This is a genomic window from Pseudomonas imperatae (assembly GCF_057128625.1).
This window is the reverse complement of the sequence record NZ_JBSKHP010000030.1, coordinates 20383-42551: the sequence shown is the minus strand read 5'-3', so window position 1 is coordinate 42551 and position 22169 is coordinate 20383. Positions and strand designations below refer to the sequence as shown.

The following is a 22169-nucleotide window of genomic DNA, read 5'->3' as shown; positions in this document are numbered from 1 at the left end:
GAATCTAACCCAGTTACCAATGAAATTTCGACAATTTTTTCACATTTCGTAATATTGCTTGGCCAGCAGGCAAATTTTCCTGTGCTCCGCTCGTCTCCCAGTGCGTCGCACCACTCTCTTGTCCCCCCGTTGGAGCCACCACCATGCGTTCGCCGAAAACCCTGCCCACCGCCCTGCTGGGCCTTGCCCTGTGCTGCCCGGGGCTGGCCGATGCCCAGGACATGGAACTGGGCCAGGTGCTGATCAAGGGCCAGGACGGCAGCGGCGACGACCAAGGGGCCGAAGACGCCAACGCGCGCCTGGCCCAGGTGCCGGGCGGCACCAACGTGGTGGACATGAAAAAAACCCTGCAGGGCCGGGTGGCCAGCAACCAGGACGTGCTGGCCTACCAGCCGGGCGTGTACGCGCAGTCGGCGGGCAACGAAGGGGTGAAGATTTCCATTCGCGGCTCGGGCATCAACCGCGCGCCGGGCGCCCACGCCTCGGGCATTTACGCCATGCTCGACGGCCTGCCGCTGACCGGCCCCGGCGGCACGCCCTATGAGTTGCTGGAACCGCTGTGGCTGGACCATGTGGAGGTGCTGCGCGGCGCCAACGGCTTCGACTACGGCGGCCTGGCGCTGGGCGGCGCCATCAATTATGTCAGCCACAGCGGCTACGACGCACCGCTGCTGCAGGTGCGCTACGCCATGGGCAGCCACGGCTACCGCCAGCGCCAGGTCAGCTCGGGCCAGGTGCTGGGCGACTTCGACTACTACGTGGCGGTGACCGACGCACAGTCGGACGGCTACCAGGACCACACCGCCAGCACCAGCCAGGGGGTGATCGCCAACGTCGGCTACCGCTTCAACCCGAACCTGGAAACGCGTTTCTACATCCGCCACCGCGAGACCGACAACGAGCTGGCCGGGCGCGTGACCAAGGACTCCATCGAGCACCACGCCCAGGCGGCCAACCCCACGTACGAGGCGCGCGACTACCAGCGCGACGAGCCGGGCAGCACCTTCATCGGCAACAAGACCACCTACTACATCGACGACGATTCCAGCATTCAGACCGGGCTGGTGTACCACGACTACCCCATGGACCTGCGCGAAGGCCCCAACCGCCTGAAGGTGGCCTACACCGACGTCAGCGGCACCTTCGACTACAAGCGCCGCGACACCCTGTGGGGCCTGGAAAGCAACAGCACCCTGGGCCTGCGCGTGACCAAGCACCTGCCCAATGACGGCGCCAGCGAGTTCGTGCGCATCCCCACCGGCAACACCGCGGGCTACGCGCCGGGCACGCGCATTCGCAATTTCACCTACCAGGGTTCGGACACGGTGCTGCATTTCAGCAACGACCTGGAGATTGCCGACGACCTGTGGCTGACCACCGGCATCGCCGCCATCTACACCCGCCGCGAGAGCGCGGTCACCTACCCGGCGGGCGGCGGCAAGGTCAGCCTGCATGACTGGGACTACGCGCCGCGCCTGGGCCTGCGCTACCAGCTGACGCCCGGCGTGCAGCTGTTCGGCAACCTCAGCCGCTCGGTGGAAGCGCCGCACCCCTGGTCGCTGATCTACAGCTCCAACCAGCTATTCCCCGCCGGCAGCGGCGTGGCCACCGGCGCCCAGCGCGTGCCCGTGGCGCTGCGCAACCAGACCGCCACCACCGTGGAAATCGGCGGCCGTGGCGACAGCGTCGCTGGCCAGTGGAGCCTGGCCTGGTACTACGCCCAGGTGCGCCACGAACTGCTGTCGGTGCTGCCGGATGCCAGCGCCACCACGCCTTACGAGCTGAACGCCAGCCCCACCGTGCACCAGGGCGTGGAAGCCAGCCTGCAAAGCACCCTGTGGTCGCGCGACGGCGTCGGCGCCCTGAGCCTGCGCCAGGCCTACACCTTCAGCGACTTCCACTACCGCAACGACGACCAGTTCGGCAGCAACCGCCTGCCCGGCCTGCCCATGCATGACTACCAGGCGGAGCTGCGCTACGACTGGCCGCAAGGCTTCTTCGCGGCAACCAACACCCAGCTGGTGTCGAAAGTGGCGGTGGACTACGCCGACAGCTACTACGCCGACGCCTACGCCCTGTTCGGCGCCACCCTGGGCTACAACGCGCCCAAGGGCGACTGGCAGGCCTGGGTGGACATGCGCAACCTGACCAACCAGCACTACGCCGCCACCGTGACCCCAGGCTACGACGACAAGGGCGTGGACGCCGCGCGCTCCACGCCCGGCGAAGGGATGGGCGTATACCTGGGCGTATCCTGGAGCCTGCGCTGACGCCGTAGCAGCAACTGTCTTGAACCGGCGTCGTCTGCATCGCGACTAAAGTCGGCTCCTACGCCGTCCGTGGTAGGAGCCGGCCTTGGCCGCGATGCAGACGACGCGAATGACACGCGCCCCCCGTAGCAGCGGCCGCAGGCCGCGTCCCATACGCGAGGCATCGCCAGGGGGTGTCACTGCAATAACTTCAACGCCTGCGCCACCGCCCGCAACAACGCCGCCGCCGGCACCCCGTCGCGGGCCTGCACCGACAACCCGTGCAGGAACGTCGCGTAGAAGTCCCCCAATGCCTGCGCATCGGCCGTCGCCGGCAGCTGCCCCTGTGCCTGGGCCACGTGTAGGCGCTCGATGATCGACCGGGTGCGCTGCTGGCGGTGGCCGGCCAGCCAGTTCAGCACGCCGATGTTTTCCGCCGCCACGCCGTTCGCCGCGCTCACCACCAGGCAGCCACGCGGGTGGCCGACGCGGGTGTAGGTGGCCACCGCGTCGCGCAGCAGCTGGCCGATGGCCGCGCCGATATCTGCCTGGGCCAGCGCCCGTTCGGCAAAACCGCCCTCGCCGCTTTCGTACAGCGCCACCGCCTCCTCGAACAGCTGCTGCTTGCTGCCGAACGCGGCGTAGATACGCGCCGAGGCAAGGCCCAGCGCCTCCACCAGCGCCGACATCGACGTGCCTTCGTAGCCGTGTTCCCAGAACACCCGCATCGCCTGTGCCAGTGCCTGCTGCTTGTCGAACTGCCGTGGTCGCCCTGCCATGTGGTTCCGCCTGGAAATCGAGAGCGCGCAGTTTAACGCAGTTGTGCTTGACGCTTGTCATCGCCGAACCCTATTCTTTGTCGATCGACAAACAATAGGATGGACCCATGCGAACCCTCAAAGGCCCGAGCCTGCACCTGGCCCAATTCAGCAGCGCGCAACCGCCCTACGACAACCTGCCAAACCTGGCGGCCTGGGCCGCCGCCCAAGGCTTCAAGGCCCTGCAGATCCCCACCTGGGACGCACGCCTGTTCGACCTGGCGCAAGCGGCGCAGAGCCAGGCGTACTGCGACGACATCAAGGGCCTGCTGGCCGAACATGGCTTGCAGGCAAGCGAGCTGACCAGCCACCTGCACGGCCAACTGGTGGCGGTGCACCCCGCCTACGAGGCCATGTGGGACGGGTTCATTCCGGCGCACCTGCGCGGCCGCCCCGAGGCGCGCACGGCCTGGGCCATCGAGCAGGTGAAGCTGGCAGCCCGGGCGTCGGCGCGCCTGGGCCTGACCGAGCTGGGCACCTTTTCCGGCTCGCTCGCGTGGCCGTACCTGTTCCCCTTCCCCCAGCGCCCCGAAGGCTTGATCGACGCGGCGTTCGACGAACTGGCGCGGCGCTGGCGGCCGATCCTCAATGAGTGCGAGGCGGCCGGAGTGAACTTGTGTTTCGAAATCCACCCAGCCGAAGACCTCCACGACGGCACCAGTTTCGAACGCTTTCTCGACCGGGTGGGCCAGCACCCACGCTGCAACCTGCTGTTCGACCCCAGCCATTTCGTGTTGCAGCAACTGGACTACCTCAGCTACCTGGACATCTACCACGCGCGCATCCGCATGTTTCACGTCAAGGACGCCGAGTTCAACCCCACCGGCCGCCAGGGGATCTACGGCGGCTACAGCGACTGGGCCGAGCGCGCCGGCCGCTTCCGCTCACTGGGCGACGGCCAGGTCAACTTCAAGGCGATCTTCGCCAAGCTGGCCCAGTACGACTACCCCGGCTGGGCCACCCTGGAGTGGGAGTGCTGCCTGAAAAACCAGGAAGACGGCGCCCGCGAAGGCGTGGCCTTCATCAACCAGCACATCATCCGCGTCACCGACCGGGTGTTCGATGATTTCGCCGGCACGCCCCTGGCCACCGCGCAAATCCAACAACTGCTTGGCATCACCCCACCCGCACGGAGCGCCTGCCCATGAACCTGCCTGTTGACCCTGCTACCCCCTGCGACAGCGCTTTCACCCACCGCTACGTGCGCGTGCAGGGCCTGCGCCTGCACTGCGTGACCGCCGGCAACGGCACGCCGGTGCTGCTGGTGCCGGGCTGGCCACAGACCTGGTACGCCTGGCGCCACGTGATGCAGGCCCTGGCGGCGGCCGGCTACCTGGCAATTGCCGTGGACCCGCCGGGCCTGGGCGACTCCGACCGCCCCGAACAGGGCTACGACACCGGCAGCGTCGCCAGCCTGCTGCGGCAGGCCATGGCACAACTGGGCCACGAGCGCTTCCACCTGGTGGGCCACGACGTGGGCATGTGGATCGCCTACGCCCTGGCCAGTGATTACCCCGAGGCAGTGCGCAGCGTGGTGATGACGGAGGCGGTGATACCGGGCCTGGCCGAGGCACCGCCGATATTCGTGGCGCCGGAGCAGAACATCTTCCTGTGGCACTTCCTGTTCAACCAGGTGCGCGACCTGCCGGAGCTGCTGATCACGGGCCGGGAAGCGGCGTACCTGACGTTCATGTTCGACCGCTGGGCGTTCCGCCGTCATGCGGTAGCCTCTGACACCTACATCCGCGCCTATTCAGCGCCCGGCGGGCTGCGCGGCGGTTTCGCCTATTACCGCGCCATTCCCGAGACCATCCGCCAGAACCAGCTGCGCGCGCTACGGCCGCTGGCCATGCCGGTGCTGGCAATTGGCGCCGAGCACGCCACGGGCGACGCGCCGTTGCGCACCTTGGAAGGCCATGCGCGGCAGGTGCAAGGGGTGATCATCGAAGGGTGCGGGCATTTCGTGATGGAGGAAGCGCCGGATGAGTTCATCCGGCATGTGTTGGCGTTTTTGCACCGAGCCTCGTAGCCGCTGCCGACAGGCTGCGCTGGCCCTTGCATGCACTGGAGATATTCAGCGCACACCTGGACCAGCGCAGCCTGCCGGCAGCGGCTACAGGACCAAGCGCATCAGAGGTCCAACACCAGCAACGCCGACCTGGCCCGTGAACAGCACGGCGTGAACTGGTCGTTGGCGGCCTGTTCTTCCTCGGTGAGGAACAGGTCGCGGTGCTCCGGCACGCCCTCTAGCACGCGGGTCAGGCAGGTGCCGCAGACGCCCTGCTCGCAGGAGATCGGCACCTCTACCCCATGGCTTTCCAGCACCTGCACCACGGTCTTGTCCGCCGGGACCTGGAAGGTGCGCCCGCAACGGTTGAGCTTCACCGCGAAGCTGCCGTCCGCCGAGGTGTCCACCGCCAGCGGCGCGAAGTATTCGCGGTGCAGGTGGTCCTCCCCCCAGCCCTGGGCCTTGGCGGTGTCCAGCACGTGAGCCATGAACCCGGCCGGGCCGCACACGTACAGGTGCTGGCCGGGCTGGGGGTTGGCCAGCACCTGGGCAGCGTCAAGGCGGGTCTCGGGTTGTTCGTCGAAATGCACCTGCACGCGGTCGGCAAAGGGCGCGGCCCGCAGCCGGGCGAGGAAGGCCGCGCGTTCGCTGGAACGGGCGCAGTAGTGCAGTTCGAACGGTGCGCCGTCGCGGGCCAGGGCCTCGGCCATGGCCAGGATCGGCGTGATGCCGATGCCACCGGCGAACAGCAGGCTGCGCTCGGCGCCTTCGTGCAGGGCGAACAGGTTGCGCGGCGCGCTGATGCGCAACCGGTCGCCCTGCCGGACCTGCTCGTGCAGGGCTTGGGAACCGCCACGCGAGGCGGCGTCCTTGAGCACGCCGATCAGGTAGCGGTGGCGCTCCTGGGGGTGGTTGCACAGTGAGTACTGGCGCACCAGGCCGTCGGCCAGGTGCACGTCGATGTGCGCGCCGGCGCTGAATGCCGGCAACGCCTGGCCGTCGGCCGCGGCCAGCTCGTAGCTGCAGATATCCACGGCTTCATCGTGACGCGCGGTCACCACCACCTCGATCATGAGGCTTCTCCCACGGGGGTGCGCTCACGGCTGATGAGGTGGTCCAGCACGCGCCGCGACTGCACGCCACCGGCGTCGATGTTGAGCTTGAGCAGGTTGCGCAGCGGGTTGGCCAGCAGGTTCTGCTGCTGGCGCTCGAGCATCTCCAGGTCTTCGCTGAAGATCTTGCCCTGCCCTTCGCGGATGCTGGCGGTCAGCGCCTCATCCTGCGGGTTGAAGTTGCGCGCCATGCCCCAGAAGTACCAGATCGAGGTCTCGGTTTCCGGCGTGATGAAGTCCACCACGATGCTCGACGCCTTGTGCTCGGCGGGCGCGTCATAGCCGCCCTTGCCGGCGTGGGCAACACCCACCTCGATGAGCACATGGCTGGGCGGGGTGAAACGGCAGATCTGCCAGCGGTCCACCGGCACGTCGTCGGCCAGGTTGTTGCCGCGCAGGGCCATGCGCCAGAACGGCGGCGGCAGGATGTTTTCCATGTGCCGGGCGGTCACCACCTCGTCGCCTTCCACCGTGGTCACCGGCGGCGCCTCGTCGATTTCCTTCTGGCCGATGCTGGACGCGTGCACGTAGGTCTCGTGGGTCAGGTCCATGAGGTTGTCGATCATCAGCCGGTAGTCGCAGTTGATGTGGAACAGCCCGCCACCGTAGGCCCACTCGTCGCTGACGGCCCATTCCAGGTGATGGATCAGCGCCGGGTCGGCCTGTTCCTGGTCGCCTGGCCACACCCAGATGAAGCCATAGCGCTCCACCACCGCGTAGGTCTTGTTGCAGGGGAAGCCGCGCACGCGCTGGCCGGGCATGGCCACGGTCTTGCCGTCGCAGCCCATCACCAGGCCGTGGTAGCCGCACACCAGGTTGCCGTCCTCGACGTAGCCCAGGGACAGCGGCGCACCACGGTGCGGGCAGAAGTCTTCGACGGCGGCTACCTGGCCGTGGGCGCCGCGGTAGAAGGCGATGTGCTCGCCACAGATCTGCCGGCCCAGGGGCTTGTCGGCGATTTCATCGGGGGTGCAGGCGACGTACCAGGTGTTTTTTGGATACATGGGGAGACCTCTCAGGTTTTGTTTTTATGGATCCATGGAATCCTAAAAACCCTGAGCAGGTCAACAAAAATAACAGCCAATGGATCCATTGAACCCAAAACCATCCATCAAACCAGCTGCAGGCCCGCCAATGCCCGGGCCAGGCTCTGCTGGTCAAACGGCTTGGCCAGCCGCGCAAAGGCCGTGGCGGCGCTGTCCACTTCGCCGAAGCCGCTGACGATCAACACCTGCAGCCCCGGGCACAGCGCCAGGGCGCGGGCGGCCAGTTGCGGGCCGGACATGTGCGGCATCATGTGGTCGGTGATCAGCAGGTCGAAGCCGTCGCTGCCCTGCTCCAGCAGCGCCAGCGCCTGCTCGCCGGAGGCCGCGGTGTGCACGCGGCAGCCCAGGTCTTCGAGCATGGCTTCGACGCTGACCAGAATCAGCGGGTCGTCGTCCACCAGCAGCACGCTCAGGCCCTTGGCCGTGCTGACCTGGCTGCTGGTGCTGGCCACCGGGGCCGTCACGGGGGCGCCTTCGTCCACCGGCAACCACAGCTCGGCGGTGGTGCCGCCCGGCCGGGCGCTGCGCACCACCAGCTTGCCGCCCACCTGGGCGGCCACGCCGTCGACCATCGACAGGCCCAGGCCGGTGCCCTTGCCCACGCCCTTGGTGGTGAAGAACGGCTCGGTGGCCCGTGCCAGGGTCAATGGATCCATGCCCTCGCCCGTGTCGGTCAGCGACAGGCACACGTAGTTGCCCGCCGCCACGCCCTCCCGCGGCTCGGTGAGCTGGCATTCGCGGGCCTCGATCACCAGCACGCCGCCATCGGGCATCGCGTCGCGGGCGTTCACCGCCAGGTTCAGCACCGCCAGTTCCAGCTGGTTGCCGTCGGCGCGCACCGGGCGTACGAACAGCGGAAAGCGGGTTTCGATCTGGATGCGCGAGCCCAGCGAGCTTTGCAGCAGGTCGGCCATGCCCCGCACCATCACCCCCAGGTCCACCGCTTCCAGCACCAACTGCTGGCGCCGGGCGAAGGCCAGCATGCGCCGGGTCAGCGAGGCGCCGCGCTGGGCGCCCTGCACGGCGTTGTTGAGCAACGGCGTGATGCGCGGGTCCGGCGGCAGGCGCCGGCGCACGATCTCCAGGCTGCTGAGAATCACCATCAGCAGGTTGTTGAAGTCGTGGGCGATGCCCCCGGTCAACTGGCCCAGGGCTTCCATTTTCTGTGACTGGAACAGCGCCTCGCGGGCCTCGTCTAGGGCGCGCTGGGTCTCCACGCTTTCGGTGATGTCGCGGGTGATCTTGGCGAAGCCCAGCAGCGTGCCGCTGTCGTCGCGAATGGCGTCGATGACGATGTTGGCGAAGAACCGCGTGCCGTCCTTGCGCACCCGCCAGGCGCGGTTCTCGAAGCGCCCTTCGGCCAGCGCCGTAGCCAGGCTGCGCTGGGGCTCGCCGGCGTTGCGCGCCGCCTCTTCGAAGAACATCGAGAAGTGCCGGCCGATCACCTCGTCGGGGCGGTAGCCCTTGATGCGCTCGGCGCCGGCGTTCCAGTTGGTGATGATGCCGTCGGGGTCGAGCATGTAGATGGCGTAGTCGGTGACGCCCAGCACCAGCAGGCGAAACTGCTCCTGGGACTGGCGTAGCGCCTCCTGGGCCTGGCGCTGCTGGGTCAGGTCGCGGGTCACCTTGGCGAAGCCGATCACGCTGCCGTCGGGCGTACGCACGGGGTCGATGATCACGTGGCACCAGAACTGCGAGCCGTCCTTGCGCACCCGCCAGCCCTCGCTCTCGAACCGCCCCTGCTGCGCCGCGCAGGCCAGCGCCAGGCCGGGCTTGCCGGCGGCGCGGTCCTCGTCGGTGTAGAACCGGGAGAAATGCTGGCCCAGGATCTCCTGCTCGTCATAGCCCTTGAAGCGCCTGGCGCCGGCGTTCCAGCTGATGATTTCGCCGTCCAGGTTGAGCATGTAGATGGCGTAGTCGGTGATCGAGTCGATCAGCAGCCGGAAGCGATCTTCGGCGACATAAGGGGGCTGAACCAGTTCTAGGGTCATGGGAGGTTGGCCGGGCAGGAAGGCTGGGAACGATACTGTAACGAGCATAGTGCCATCGACGAAAGCTGCCGATGCCCCTCCCACCCCGTAGCAGCTGCCGCAGGCTGCGTCCCCCCGCCCCCCACACTGCGCCAATTGCCCCGGACCAGTGTCGGCAGCGCAACAGCACATCTGCAATTTGCCCTCCCGGCTACCCCGTGCTTGCCACCCAATGCCCCGAAAACCGCTCTAGCCCGGGTGGTACGGCATTTGCTCCTGCACCCGCGGGCCAGACTATTCACATAGATGCTCCTTACAGACATTGGACTCTCAGGGGTATTGCACTTGACCATGAATCACCGGGCGCCCACGCGCGTCTTCACCCAGTTTTCCCTGGCCACCGCACTGGCCATCCTCGCCACCACCGCCCACGCCGACGACACCACGCCAAGCCTGGGCACCGTGGAAGTCACCGGCCACGCCCAGACCGACGCCCAGGCTGACAAGGCGCGCCTGGACAAGGTGGCCGGCGCCACCAGCGTGGTCGACAACAAGGAGGTGGAAAAAGGCCGCGCCGCCACCGCCGAAGACGTGCTGGCCTACCAGCCGGGCGTCTACGCGCAGGCCACCAGCGGCCAGAGTGCGGCGAAGATCTCCATTCGTGGCTCGGGCCTCGACAGTTTCTACGGCGGCTACGCGCTGGGCATCAAGTACCTGTACGACGGCATTCCCATCACCGGCCCCGGCGGCACCCAGGAGGACCTGCTGGACATGGCCGCCGTCGACCACACCGAAGTGCTCTCGGGCGCCAACGCCTTCGAGTACAGCGCGCTGAACCTGGGCGGCGCCATCAACATGGTGACCCACACCGGCTACACCTCGCCGGGCAACTACGTGCGCCTGGAGGGCGGCAGCTTCGGCTACAAGAAGGAACAGCTGAGCACCGGCGGCGTGGTCGGCGACAGCGACTATTACCTGTCGGTGCTGCACAACGAGCGGCGCGGCTACCAGGACGACTCGCCCAACCACGGCAACGACGTGATCGCCAACTTCGGCCACGTGTTCAACGACAAGCTGGAGACCCGCGTGACCTTCCGCTACCGCGACGAGGTCAACACCAACGCCAGCCCGCTGACCCTGTACCAAATCAAGCATGACCCCACCGCCAACAACTACCGCTGGGTGCGCAAGAAACCCGGCACCACCCTGCTGGGCAGCACCACCACCTACACCTTCGACGACAACGCCAAGCTGGAGGTGGGCCTGGGCTACCACCACTACACCCTCACCGACGGCCTGCATTACTACGCCAACCCCGGCCAGTGGGACTCCACCGACTTCTCCACCTCGGTGCGCTACCTGCGCAAGGGCGACAGCCTGTTCGGCCTGCCCAGCGACACCACCCTGAGCTTCAGCAGCACCATCCTTGAACCCGGCAACGAGAAGGTCCGCGACCCCAACACCTGGGCACTGGTGCAGAAGTACAACTTCGCCAGCTCGCGCGACACGGTGTTCTCCCTGGGCAACGAACTGCAGCTCACCGACCGCACCTGGCTGACCACCGGCCTGTCCCTGGCCAACACCAGGCGCGACGTGCGCAGCACCTACGCCACCAACGCCAACACCAGCGAGTTCCCCAGCGCGGTGGACTACGACGACTGGAACCTGGCCCCGCGCCTCGGCTTCCGCTACGCGCTCACACCGGGCCTGCAGCTGTACGGCAACGTCAGCCGCTCCATCGACCCGCCGGTGACCTGGTACTACTCCACCGGCCCCGTGTCCAACCCCTACGTCACCCCGCTGCAGGCGCAGAAGGCCAACACCGTGGAGTTGGGCATCCGCGGTAGCCAGGGCATCTTCGATGGCAGCCTGACGGTGTACCGCTCCTGGGTACAGGGCGAGCTGCTGTCGGCGGTGATCGCCGAAGCCACCGCCACCTCCAACCAGGTGATTTCCGACACCAACGCCTCGGGCACCATCCACCAGGGCGTCGAACTGGGGCTGAACACCCGGTTGTGGACCGGCAGCCACGGCGCCAGCGTCAACTGGCGCCAGGCGTTCACGGTGAACGACTTCTACTTCCGCAACGACCCCACCTTCGGCCACAACCAACTGCCCGGCCTGCCCCGCCAGGTGTACCAGGCCGCCCTGCAGTACCAACACCCCAGCGGCTTCTACGGCGAGATCAACATGAACCACGCCTCCAGCTACTACGCCGACTTCGCCAACACCGTGAAGGCGCCCGAATACACCATTTTCGGCGCCAAAGTCGGCTACCAGGCCCCGGGCCAGCGCTGGAACGTGTTCCTCGACGCCCGCAACCTCACCGACAAGCACTACGTCACCGCTACCCAGACCACCTACGACCTCAAGGGCGTGGACTCGGCGAACTTCTACGTGGGCGACGGCTTCGGCGTGACCACTGGCGTCTCCTACCGGTTCTGACCTCACAACGCCGCCCTATCAGGCCATGGCACGTTGCAACAGATGTAGGAGCCGGCCTTGGCCGCGATAGGCCGCGCGGGCGGCCGGTGGTGGCCATGATTGAATCCCGCGGCAGGCGCATGAGGTTTAATGCACTCTGGTTCTATGCAAGTAGCACAATATGATTATTCGCACATAACCAGACTTGCTAAGGTGCGGCCATCAGCACTGCCGGTCCCACCTTATGCCTGCCTACCTCGACGCCGCCCACCAGCGGCATATCAACCACCTGCTCGCCACCCGGACCGCCCGCAGCGACTGGCCCACCTGGCTGCTGTTACTCGGCACCTGGGCCGCCTGGTTCGGCCTGGTGCACGCCAGCCCACACCTGGGCCAAGGCGTGACACTGCTGTTGCTGGTGCCGCTGATCACCCTGTGGATGTCGCTGCAGCACGAATTGCTGCACGGCCACCCCACCCGCTGGCCGCAGCTGAACAAGCTGCTGGGCTATGCGCCCATCGCTATCTGGTACCCCTACACCCTGTACCGCGACGACCACCTGCGCCACCACCGCGACAGCGAACTCACCCGCCCCGACCTGGACCCTGAAAGCCGTTACCTCGGCGACCACGCCTGGGACCGCAGCAGCCATGCCGAAAGGTGCCTGCACTGGCTGAACAAGACCCTGTGCGGGCGCCTGCTGGTGGGGCCGGTACTGGCGTTGGGCAGCCTGCTGCGTGGCCAACTGGCACGCCTGCGCCGCGGCGAAGGCTGGGGCATGTGGCTGTGCCATGGCGCCTGGGTGGCGGTGCTGCTGGCCTACGTGCATGGCCAGGGCCTGTCGATTGGCACCTACCTGCTGGCCAGCGTGCTGGCGCTGGCACTGTCCATGGTGCGCTCCTACTACGAACACCGCCCTGCCGCCGCGCCGGAGCAGCGCTCGGTACTCAACGAAGCCGGCTGGCCGTGGCGCTGGCTGTTCCTTAACCTCAACCTGCACCTGGTGCACCACGACCTGCCGGGGCTGCCCTGGTACTACCTACCCCGGGTGTACGCGGCGCGCCGCGACGACTGGCTGCGCCGCAGTGGCCAGTTCCGGGGGGGCGGCTATGGTGAACTGTTCCGCCGCCACGGCTGGCGCCCCATCGACAGCCCGCGGCACCCCTGGCATTCAGGAGCCCGGCCGTGACCGCCGCGCAAATCGCCGAACTGCCCATGTACGTGGCCCCCAGCGCCGTGCGCGAAGCCAGCGAGCAGTGGTTGGCGCTGACCCTGCAACTGCTGGGGGTTGGCGCGCGCGAGCGCTTTGCCGGCGACCTGTACGACCTGTGGCTGCACCCGCGATTGCTGTTGGCGCAAACCTGCGGCTACCCGTTGCGCACCCGCCTGGGCGAACAGGTGCAGCTCGTCGGCCGCCCGCGCTTCGACCTGCCTGACGCCCAGGACGGCGCACATTGCAGCCTGCTGGTGGTGCGCCGCGACGACCCGCGCCAGGCGCTGGAACAGTGGCGCGGCAGCCATGTGGCGCTGAACAGCCGCGACTCCAACAGCGGCACGCACCTGCTGTACGACACCCTGGAAGCCCTGGCCCCGCGCGAGCAGTTCTTCGGTCGTGAAAGTCTCAGCGGCAGCCACCGCCAGAGCCTGGCCTGGGTCGCCACCGGCAAGGCCGACCTGGCGGCCATCGACAGCGTCACCTTCGCCTACCTGCCGGCGGAGGAAACTGCTGGCGTGCGCATCCTCGGGCGCACCGACCAGAGCGCGACCCTGCCCTACATCACTCGCGCCACCGGCACCGACCCCGAGGCGATACGCGCCGCCATGAACCAGGCCCTGCCGCCGTTCCGCGACACCCTGCGCATCACCCAAATCCTCCCCGCCACCCTCACCGACTACCACCCGTAGCAGCTGCCGCAGGCTGCGTCCGGGGACGCTGCGGTGGCCCGTCATCTTGCGGCGCCTATGACGCGGCCTGCGGCCGCTGCTACAGAGGTTGCGTCTGGGGGCGCTGCGGTGGGCCTTCATCTTGCGGTGCCTGTGGCCGCTGCTACAGGGTTGCGTGGCGGCTGTCTGTACGTTGGCGCACAGACCTCGTCACCCCGCCCGCTCCACACTGGAAGCCTGCCCCATGGCAAGGATTTCCATGAATGCCTTCTGGACTCACCTGCTCGCCCGGCTGATGCCGGCTGCCCCCCGTAATTTCACCTACGAGGCCATCCTGCGCGCCGAGCTGTTCAGCGCCGAACAGATGGCCGACCACGGCATCGTGCTGGCCCGCCAGCATGTGCTGAGCCCTGGCGGCGGCAACGACTCACTGCTGACGCGCCTGGGCGATAACCAGGCCACCCTGGCACACAGCTGCGCGGCGCTGGCCCGCGCCCACCCGTCCACCCGCCGGGTGACGCCGGCGGCCGAGTGGCTGCTGGACAATTATTACCTGGTGGAGGAACACATCCGCATTGCCCGCAGCCACCTGCCCAAGGGCTACAGCCGCGAGCTGCCACGCCTGGGCAACGGCCCCTGCGCCGGGCTGCCAAGGGTCTACGACATCGCCCTGGAAACCATCGCCCACGGCGATGGCCGGGTCGACGAAGACAGCCTGGTGCGCTTTGTCGACGCCTACCAGACGGTGACGGCTTTGACCCTGGGCGAGCTGTGGGGCATTGCCATCATGCTGCGCCTGGCGCTGATCGAGAACCTGCGCCGGGTAGCCTCGCGCGTGATGGCCAACTGGGCCGACCGCAACCTGGCCAACGACTGGGCCGACCGCCTGACCGACACCGCCGAGCACACCCCACGCAACGTGGTGCTGGCGGTGGCCGACATGGCCCGCTCCGAACCGCCCATGTCGCCCGCCTTCGTCGCCGAACTGACCCGGCGCCTGCAAGGCCAGAGCGCCCTGCTGATCCAGGCCCTGACCTGGGTGGAGCAGATGCTCGCCGAGTCCGGCCAGACCATCGAGCGCCTGGTGCAACTGGACGCCCAGCAGCAGGCCGCCGACCAGGTATCGATCAGCAACAGCGTCGCCAGCCTGCGAACGCTGTCGACCACCGACTGGCGCGAATTCGTCGAGCGCATGAGCCTGGTTGAGCGCACCCTGCGCGAGGACCCGGCAGGCGTCTATGCGGCCATGGACTTTGCCAGCCGCGACCACTACCGGCACGTGATCGAACGCCTGGCACGGCACTGCCGGCACACCGAGGCCAACATCGCCATGGCGGTGCTGGCCCTGGCGGCAGACCAGCACCGCCTGGCCCCGGCTGACGGCGTGGCCGGGCATGTCGGCCATTACCTGATCGGCAACGGCCTGGCGACCCTGGAGCAACAACTGCACGCCCAGGTGCCCTTGGCCGAACGCGGCCAACGCTTGCTGCGCCAGGCGCCGCTGGCGTTTTTCCTCGGCCCGGTGACGCTGCTGTCGCTGCTGTTGGCGTGGCCGCTACTGGCCAGTGTCGACGGGCTGGCCCTGTTGCTGCTGGCCCTGCCGGCCCTGCTGTTGACCAGCCGCCTGGCCATGAACCTGGTCAACAGCCTGGTGACCTTCACCGTGCCGCCCTGCCAGTTGCCGCGCCTGGACTTCAGCGAAGGCATTCCCGCCGTCGCGCGCACCCTGGTGGTGGTCCCCACATTGATCGCCAGCATTGCCGACGTGCAGGCATTAGTGGAGGAGTTGGAAGTACGCTTCCTCGCCAACCGCGACGAACACCTGCATTTTGCCCTGCTCACCGACTTCATGGACGCCCCGGCCGCCAGCCAACCCGGGGATGAGGCGCTGTTGGCGCGAGCCAGGCAGTTGATCGAGGCACTTAACCTGGCCTACCCGGGGCCGTCCGGCGAACGCTTCTTCCTGCTGCACCGGCCACGGCAATGGAACCCCGCCGAGCAGGTGTGGATGGGCGCCGAACGCAAGCGCGGCAAGCTCGCCGAGCTCAACGCCCTGCTGCGCGAGGGCAACCGTGCCGGCTTTGCGCTGATCGTCGGCGCCATCGAGGCCCTGGGCCGGGTGCGCTACGTGATCACCCTGGACACCGACACGCAACTGCCCCGCGACACCGCGCGGCAGTTCGTCGGCGCCATGGAGCACCCGCTCAACCACGCGCGCCTGGACGCCACTGGCAAGGTAGTGGCCGGCTACGCCATCCTGCAACCGCGCGTGGGCATCAGCCTGCCCAGCGCCGCCCGCTCGCTGTACGCCTGCCTGTTTGGCAGCGATGCCGGTATCGATCCCTACACCCGTGCGGTCTCCGACGTGTACCAGGACCTGTTCGACAACGGCTCGTTCATCGGCAAGGGCATCTACGATGTGGACGCCTTTGAACAGGCGGTGCACGGGCGCTTTCCCGACAACCGCATCCTCAGCCACGACCTGATCGAGGGCTGCTACGCCCATTCCGGGCTGCTCAGCGATGTGCAACTGTTCGAGCAGTACCCCTCCTGCTACAGCACCGACGTCAAGCGCCGCCACCGCTGGATCCGCGGCGACTGGCAGTTGCTGCCGTCGCTGCTGCCCTGGGCGATGGGCGCCGAAGGTGATTGGCGCAGTACCGGCCTGAATGCCCTGGCGCGGTGGAAGATTTTCGACAACCTGCGCCGCAGCCTGGAGCCGACGGCGGTGTTGGCGCTGCTGTTGTGGGGCTGGCTGGGCAGTGCCCAACCGCTGGCCTGGACCCTGACGGTGCTGGCCCTGTTGCTGGTACAACCGCTGCTGGACAGCCTGCTGGGGCTGCTGCACAAGGCCGCCGACGCGTCGTGGCGCCAGCACCTGGCGGCCGCCTTGCGCAGCGCCGGGCTGCAGTTCGTGCGCAGTGCCCTGGCCTTGGCGTGGCTGCCGTTCGAGGCGGCGTTCAGCCTGGATGCCATTGGCCGCACCTTGTGGCGCATGGCGGTGAGCAAGCGCCACCTGTTGCAATGGAGCGCCTCCCGGGACGTGGAGCGCACCCGCAGCAATGACCTTGGCGGCCTTTACCGCATGCTGTGGGCCTGCCCGCTGCTGGCGCTGGGGCTGGGCCTGGTGCTGCTGGCCCGGCCCATGGCCCTGGCGGTGGCCATGCCGTTCCTGTTGCTGTGGCTGGCCGGGCCTGCCCTGGCCTGGTGGGTCAGCCGCCCCTCGAGCGTGGCGGTGTTCGCCCCCTCGGCCGAGGAGCAGCGTTTCCTGCGCACCCTGGCCCGGCGCACCTGGGCGTTCTTCGACCAATACGTGTGCGCCGACGACCATTGGCTGGTACCGGACAATATCCAGGAGCCCCCCTATGCCCACGTGGCCCACCGCACCTCGCCCACCAACCTGGGCATGGCGCTGCTGGCGCACCTGGCCGCGCACGACTTCGGCTACCTGGGCCATGGCCGCCTGCTGCAACGCCTGGACCTGATGCTGACCAGCATGGAGGGCCTGGAGCGCTACCGCGGGCATTTCTACAACTGGTACGACACCCAGGCGCTGGTGCCCTTGGCGCCGCTGTACGTGAGCACCGTGGACAGCGGCAACCTCGCCGGCCTGCTGCTGACCCTGCGCCCCGGCCTGCTGGCGCTGGCCGCCGGGCCACCCGCTGGCAAGCCGGTGGCCAACGGTTTGCTGGACACCCTCGATGTGCTGCTGGCCGCCTGCGCCGCCGTCGACCTGCCAGCGCAGGCGGTCGACGACCTGCGCACCGACACCCTGGCCTGGCTACGTGCCGACGAAGGCGCCCAGCCCGCCCTGCTGGAACTGCTGCAACGGGGCATGGACCTGCCGGTGCCCACCAGCACCGACGATGTCGGCTACTGGCGCCAGGCGTTGCACGCCCAGTGCGTGGATCTGCACCAGGACCTGACCGCACCGCCCGCCGATCTGCCGGGATTGGCCAGCGCCCTGGCTGCCCGTATCGCGGCCATGGCGATGATGGACTTCAGCTTCCTCTACGACGCACCGCGGGACCTGTTCGCCATCGGCTACAACGCCAGTGACCGGCGCCTGGACGGCGCCTACTACGACCTGCTGGCCTCTGAGGTGCGCCTCACCCATTTCGTCGCCATCGCCCAGGGCCAGGTGCCCCAGGCCAGCTGGTTCTCCCTGGGCCGGCTGCTGACCAGCAATGGCGGCGTGCCTGTGCTGCTGTCATGGTCGGGATCGATGTTCGAGTACCTGATGCCGCTGCTGGTGATGCCCACCTATGCCGGCACCCTGCTGGACCAGACCTGCCAGGCCGCCGTGGCCCGCCAGGTTGAATACGGCAACCAGCTGGGCCTGCCATGGGGCGTCTCCGAGTCGGCCTATAACGCCCAGGACGCCGCCTTCAATTACCAGTACCGCGCGTTCGGCGTGCCGGGGCTGGGGCTCAAGCGCGGCTTGGGCGAGGACCGCGTGGTAGCGCCCTACGCCAGCGTGCTGGCGCTGATGGTCGACCCGCAAGCGGCCAGCCGCAACCTGCAACGCCTGGATGAGCAGGGCCTGAGCGGCCGCCTGGGCCTGTACGAAGCGGTGGACTACACCCAGGCGCGCCTGCCACCGGGGCAACGCCAGGCGGTGGTGCGCTCGTTCATGGCCCACCACCAGGGCATGAGCCTGCTGGCCCTGACCTCGGTGCTGCTGGACCGGCCCATGCAGCGCCGCTTCGAGTCCGACCCGCAGTTCCAGGCCTGCGCCCTGCTGCTGCAGGAACGGGTGCCGAAAAACGCCGCGCGCTACCTGCAGGCCGACCACACCAGCGCCAGCGACGACGATACCCGCCACGGCGAAGCCGTGCTGCGGGTGTTCAACGACCCGGCACAGCAACGCCCTGCCGTGCAGCTGCTGTCCAACGGCCGCTACCACGTGATGGTCAACAGTGCCGGGGCCGGCTACAGCCGCTGCGACGACGTGGCCGTGACCCGTTGGCGCGAGGACGCCGTCAACGACAACCTGGGCATATTCTGCTACCTGCGTGACGTCGCCAGCGGCACGTTCTGGTCCACCAGCCACCAGCCTACGCTGCACACCCCCTACAGCCAGGAGGCGATCTTCAGCGACGCGCGGGCCGAGTTTCGCCTGCGCGAGCGGCACGTCGACTGCCACACCGAGATCGTCGTCTCGCCCGAAGACGACGTCGAGCTGCGGCGCCTGCACCTGACCAACCGCGGCCGTAGCCGGCGCACCCTGGAACTCACCAGCTACGCCGAAGTGGTGCTGGCCCCGGCCCTGGAGGACGCCCTGCACCCGGCGTTCAGCAAGCTGTTCGTGCAGACCGAGCTACTGCCCGAGCTTCAGGCCATCGTCTGCATCCGCCGGCCACGCTCCCAACTTGAAACGCCGCCGTGGCTCTGCCACTTGCTGGCCGCCCATGGCGTCGACATCGACAGCATTTCCTACGAAACCGACCGCGCCCGCTTCATCGGCCGCAACCGCACGTTGATGGCGCCCGCGGCCCTCGACCCCGGCGTGGAGCAGCTGAGTGGCAGCCAGGGCCCGGTGCTGGACCCGATTGTGGCGGTGCGCTGCCGCATTACCCTGGACCCGGGCCAGACCGCCACCCTGGACCTGGTCACCGGCCTTGCCGCCAGCCGCGAGGCCTGCGTGCAACTGATCCACAAATACCGCGACCGCCACCTGGCCGACCGGGTCTTCGACCTGGCCTGGACCCACAGCCAGGTGCTGCTGCGCCAGCTCAATGCGTCCAGCACCGACGCCCACCTGTTCGAGCACATGGCCGCGTCGGTGATCTACGCCAACGCCGGCCTGCGCGCCGACAGCGCCACCCTGCTGAGCAACCGCCGCAACCAGTCGGGGCTCTGGGGCCAGGCGATTTCCGGCGACCGGCCCATCGTGCTGGTGCAGATCGGCGACGCCGCCAACCTGGAACTGGTGCGGCAGATGGTGCAGGCCCACGCCTATTGGCGGCAGAAAGGCCTGACCGTCGACCTGGTGATCTGGAACGAGAGCCAGGCGGGGTATCGCCAAGTGCTCCAGGACCTGATCATGGGCCTGGTGACCTCCGGCAGCGAAGCCAGCCTGGTGGACCGCCCCGGCGGCATTTTCGTGCGCCCGGCCCAGCAGCTGTCGGCCGAGGACCGTACCCTGCTGCTGGCGGTGGCGCGCCTGGTGCTGCGCGACAGCCTGGGCAGCCTGGCGGAGCAGGTGCATCGGCGGCGCAGCGATCCGCTGTTGCCGCGTTTCGATGCCAGCCTGGTGGCGATGCCCGTGCCGGCGCCATTGCCAGCGCCGCAACCAACGCTGGTGATGGCCAATGCCTACGGCGGTTTCAGCAGCGACGGTAGCGAATACATCATCGACCATACCCCGGGCCACCCGACGCCGGCGCCCTGGGCCAACGTGCTGGCCAACCCGCAGTTCGGCACCCTGGTGTCCGAGGTGGGCAGCGCCTACACCTGGGCCGAGAACGCCCACGAGTACCGCCTCACCCCGTGGCACAACGACCCGGTCAGCAACGGCGGCGGCGAAGCCCTTTACCTGCGCGACGAAGACAGCGGCCGCTTCTGGTCGCCCACGCCGCAGCCGTGCCCGGGCACAGGCCGCTACCGCACCCGCCACGGTTTCGGCTACAGCGTCTTTGAGCATGAGCAGGACGGCGTGCACAGCGAACTGTGGGTATACGTGGCGCTGGACGCGCCGGTGAAATTTTCTCGCTTGGTGGTGCGCAACGCCAGCGGTCGTGCGCGGCGCTTGTCCGCCACCTGCTACGTGGAGTGGGTGCTGGGCGACCTGCGCAGCAAATCGGCCATGCACGTGGTGACCGAAGCCGACCCGTTCAGCGGCGCACTGTTCGCCCGCAACGCCTGGTCGATCGAGTTCGGCGACCGCGTGGGTTTCCTCGATACCGACGAACCCGGCCGCCGCATTACCTGCGACCGGGCCGAATTTCTTGGCCGCAACGGCAGCCTGCAGGCGCCGGCGGCGTTGTCCCATTCACACTTGCAGGGGCGCACCGGCGGTGGCCTGGACCCTTGCTCCGTGATGCAGGTCAGCCTGGAACTGGCCGCCGGCGCCAGCCAGGAGGTGATCTTCCGCCTGGGCGCCGAACAGGACGCCACCGCCGCCACGCGCCGCGTACAGCAGTACCGTGGCGCCCGCGCGGCAGCCGTGGAACTGGACAACGTGCGCGCCCACTGGCGCAATACCCTGGGCGCCGTGCAGGTGAAGACGCCGGCCCCCAGCCTGGATGTGCTGGTCAACGGCTGGCTGATGTACCAGGTCATCGCCAGCCGCTTCTGGGGCCGCAGCGGTTTCTACCAGTCAGGCGGCGCCATCGGCTACCGCGACCAGTTGCAGGACAGCATGGCGATGCTCCACGCGACCCCCGAGGCGGCGCGCAGCCACCTGTTGCTGTGCGCCCGCCATCAGTTCCACGAGGGCGACGTGCAGCACTGGTGGCACCCGCCCCTGGACCGCGGCGTGCGCACCCGCTGCTCCGATGACCTGCTGTGGCTGCCCCTGGCCACCAGCCGCTATGTGCAGGTGACCGGCGACCTGGGTGTGCTGGACGAGCGTGTCGACTACGCCCAGGGCCGGCTGCTGACCCCGGACGAAGAGTCCTATTACGACCTGCCCGGCACCTGCGGCCAGCCCGAAAGCCTGTACCAGCACTGCCAGCGCGCCCTCGACCACGGCCTGCAATGCGGTGCACACGGCTTGCCGCTGATGGGCAGCGGCGACTGGAACGACGGCATGAACCGGGTAGGCGAGCGCGGACTGGGCGAGAGCGTGTGGCTGGGCTTCTTCGGCTTTGACGTGCTGCAGCAGTTCGCCGTGACGGCCCAGCGCCACGGCGACAGCGCCTACGCCGTGCGCTGTGGCGAACGCGCCGCCGCCCTGCAAGCCCAGCTCGACGCCCATGCCTGGGACGGCGCCTGGTACCGCCGCGCCTGGTTCGACGATGGCCAGGTGCTGGGCTCGGCCAGCAACGACGAATGCCGCATCGATTCCATCGCCCAGAGCTGGGCCGTGCTGTCGGGGGCGGCGCCCCAAGCCCGTGGGCGCCAGGCCATGGCAGCGTTGGACCACAACCTGGTGCACCGCGACATCGGCATCGTGCAGCTGCTGACACCGCCTTTCGACAAGGGCCAGCTGGACCCCGGCTACATCAAAGGCTACGTGCCGGGCGTGCGCGAGAACGGCGGCCAGTACAGCCACGCCGCCGTGTGGGCGAGCATGGCCTTCGCCGCGCTGGGTGACACCGACAAGGCCTGGGAGTTGATGCGCCTGATCAACCCGGTGCGCCAGGGCAGCCCGGCGCTGATCGACCGCTACAAGGTGGAGCCCTACGTGATGGCCGCCGACGTCTACGGCCCGGGGCCCCATGCCGGGCGCGGCGGCTGGACCTGGTACACCGGCTCTGCAGGGTGGATGTACCGGCTGATCCTCGAGTCGTTGCTGGGGGTACGCCGCGAGGGCACGACGTTGCGGCTACAACCGCTGCTGCCGGCGGACTGGTCGGGCTACAGCCTGGAATACCGCTTCGCGGGCACGGTGCATCGGTTCAATGTGCAGCGCGGGGCGAAAGACGTGGTGTTGCTGAGCGATGATGGCAAGGAGAGAGTCAGTGGGGAGGCCTGAAAACTGGCGTATGGTGT

At 68.1% G+C, this 22169-nt stretch carries 11 protein-coding genes; 7 read left to right on the top strand and 4 right to left on the bottom strand.

Features of this window, described 5'->3' with window-relative positions; all coding sequences use genetic code 11:
* Positions 1-143 precede the first annotated feature (143 nt).
* Complete coding sequence (locus ACWKWX_RS27735) at positions 144-2270, top strand: TonB-dependent receptor family protein (RefSeq protein WP_483829461.1); 2127 nt, start codon at positions 144-146, stop codon at positions 2268-2270.
* 176 nt (positions 2271-2446) lie between these two features.
* On the opposite strand, the gene ACWKWX_RS27730 is transcribed toward ACWKWX_RS27735, so the two are convergent.
* Positions 2447-3028, bottom strand: coding sequence for a TetR/AcrR family transcriptional regulator (locus ACWKWX_RS27730; protein ID WP_483829460.1), 582 nt, complete (start codon positions 3026-3028; stop codon positions 2447-2449).
* Between the two features lie 107 nt (positions 3029-3135).
* Between ACWKWX_RS27730 and ACWKWX_RS27725 the strand changes: the two genes are divergently transcribed.
* Positions 3136-4215 (top strand): sugar phosphate isomerase/epimerase family protein, encoded by a 1080-nt coding sequence (locus tag ACWKWX_RS27725; protein WP_483829459.1) that lies wholly within the window; start codon positions 3136-3138, stop codon positions 4213-4215.
* Entirely contained in the window at positions 4212-5096 is an 885-nt protein-coding gene (locus ACWKWX_RS27720; RefSeq protein ID WP_483829458.1) for an alpha/beta fold hydrolase, read from the top strand. Before ACWKWX_RS27725 ends, ACWKWX_RS27720 begins: the two co-directional genes overlap by 4 nt.
* A 101-nt stretch (positions 5097-5197) precedes the next feature.
* On the opposite strand, the gene ACWKWX_RS27715 is transcribed toward ACWKWX_RS27720, so the two are convergent.
* The 3 genes from ACWKWX_RS27715 to ACWKWX_RS27705 form a co-directional block, all read right to left on the bottom strand.
* On the bottom strand, positions 5198-6148 hold the full coding sequence (locus ACWKWX_RS27715; RefSeq protein ID WP_483829457.1) for a PDR/VanB family oxidoreductase: 951 nt from the start codon (positions 6146-6148) through the stop codon (positions 5198-5200).
* On the bottom strand, positions 6145-7191 hold the full coding sequence (locus tag ACWKWX_RS27710) for an aromatic ring-hydroxylating dioxygenase subunit alpha (protein WP_483829456.1): 1047 nt from the start codon (positions 7189-7191) through the stop codon (positions 6145-6147). Before ACWKWX_RS27710 ends, ACWKWX_RS27715 begins: the two co-directional genes overlap by 4 nt.
* A gap of 107 nt (positions 7192-7298) precedes the next feature.
* Positions 7299-9224, bottom strand: coding sequence for a hybrid sensor histidine kinase/response regulator (locus tag ACWKWX_RS27705; RefSeq protein WP_483829455.1), 1926 nt, complete (start codon positions 9222-9224; stop codon positions 7299-7301).
* Between the two features lie 330 nt (positions 9225-9554).
* Between ACWKWX_RS27705 and ACWKWX_RS27700 the strand changes: the two genes are divergently transcribed.
* The 4 genes from ACWKWX_RS27700 (at position 9555) to ACWKWX_RS27685 (ending at position 22152) form a co-directional block, all read left to right on the top strand.
* Positions 9555-11648: a TonB-dependent receptor family protein gene (locus ACWKWX_RS27700; protein ID WP_483829479.1), complete on the top strand. Its 2094-nt coding sequence runs from the start codon at positions 9555-9557 to the stop codon at positions 11646-11648.
* 223 nt (positions 11649-11871) lie between these two features.
* Positions 11872-12816, top strand: a complete 945-nt coding sequence (locus tag ACWKWX_RS27695; protein ID WP_483829454.1) for a fatty acid desaturase — start codon at positions 11872-11874, stop codon at positions 12814-12816.
* Complete coding sequence (locus tag ACWKWX_RS27690; RefSeq protein WP_483829453.1) at positions 12813-13532, top strand: phosphate/phosphite/phosphonate ABC transporter substrate-binding protein; 720 nt, start codon at positions 12813-12815, stop codon at positions 13530-13532. The genes ACWKWX_RS27695 and ACWKWX_RS27690 overlap by 4 nt, the downstream gene beginning before the upstream one ends.
* A 238-nt stretch (positions 13533-13770) precedes the next feature.
* Complete coding sequence (locus ACWKWX_RS27685; protein ID WP_483829478.1) at positions 13771-22152, top strand: GH36-type glycosyl hydrolase domain-containing protein; 8382 nt, start codon at positions 13771-13773, stop codon at positions 22150-22152.
* Positions 22153-22169: the final 17 nt, after the last annotated feature.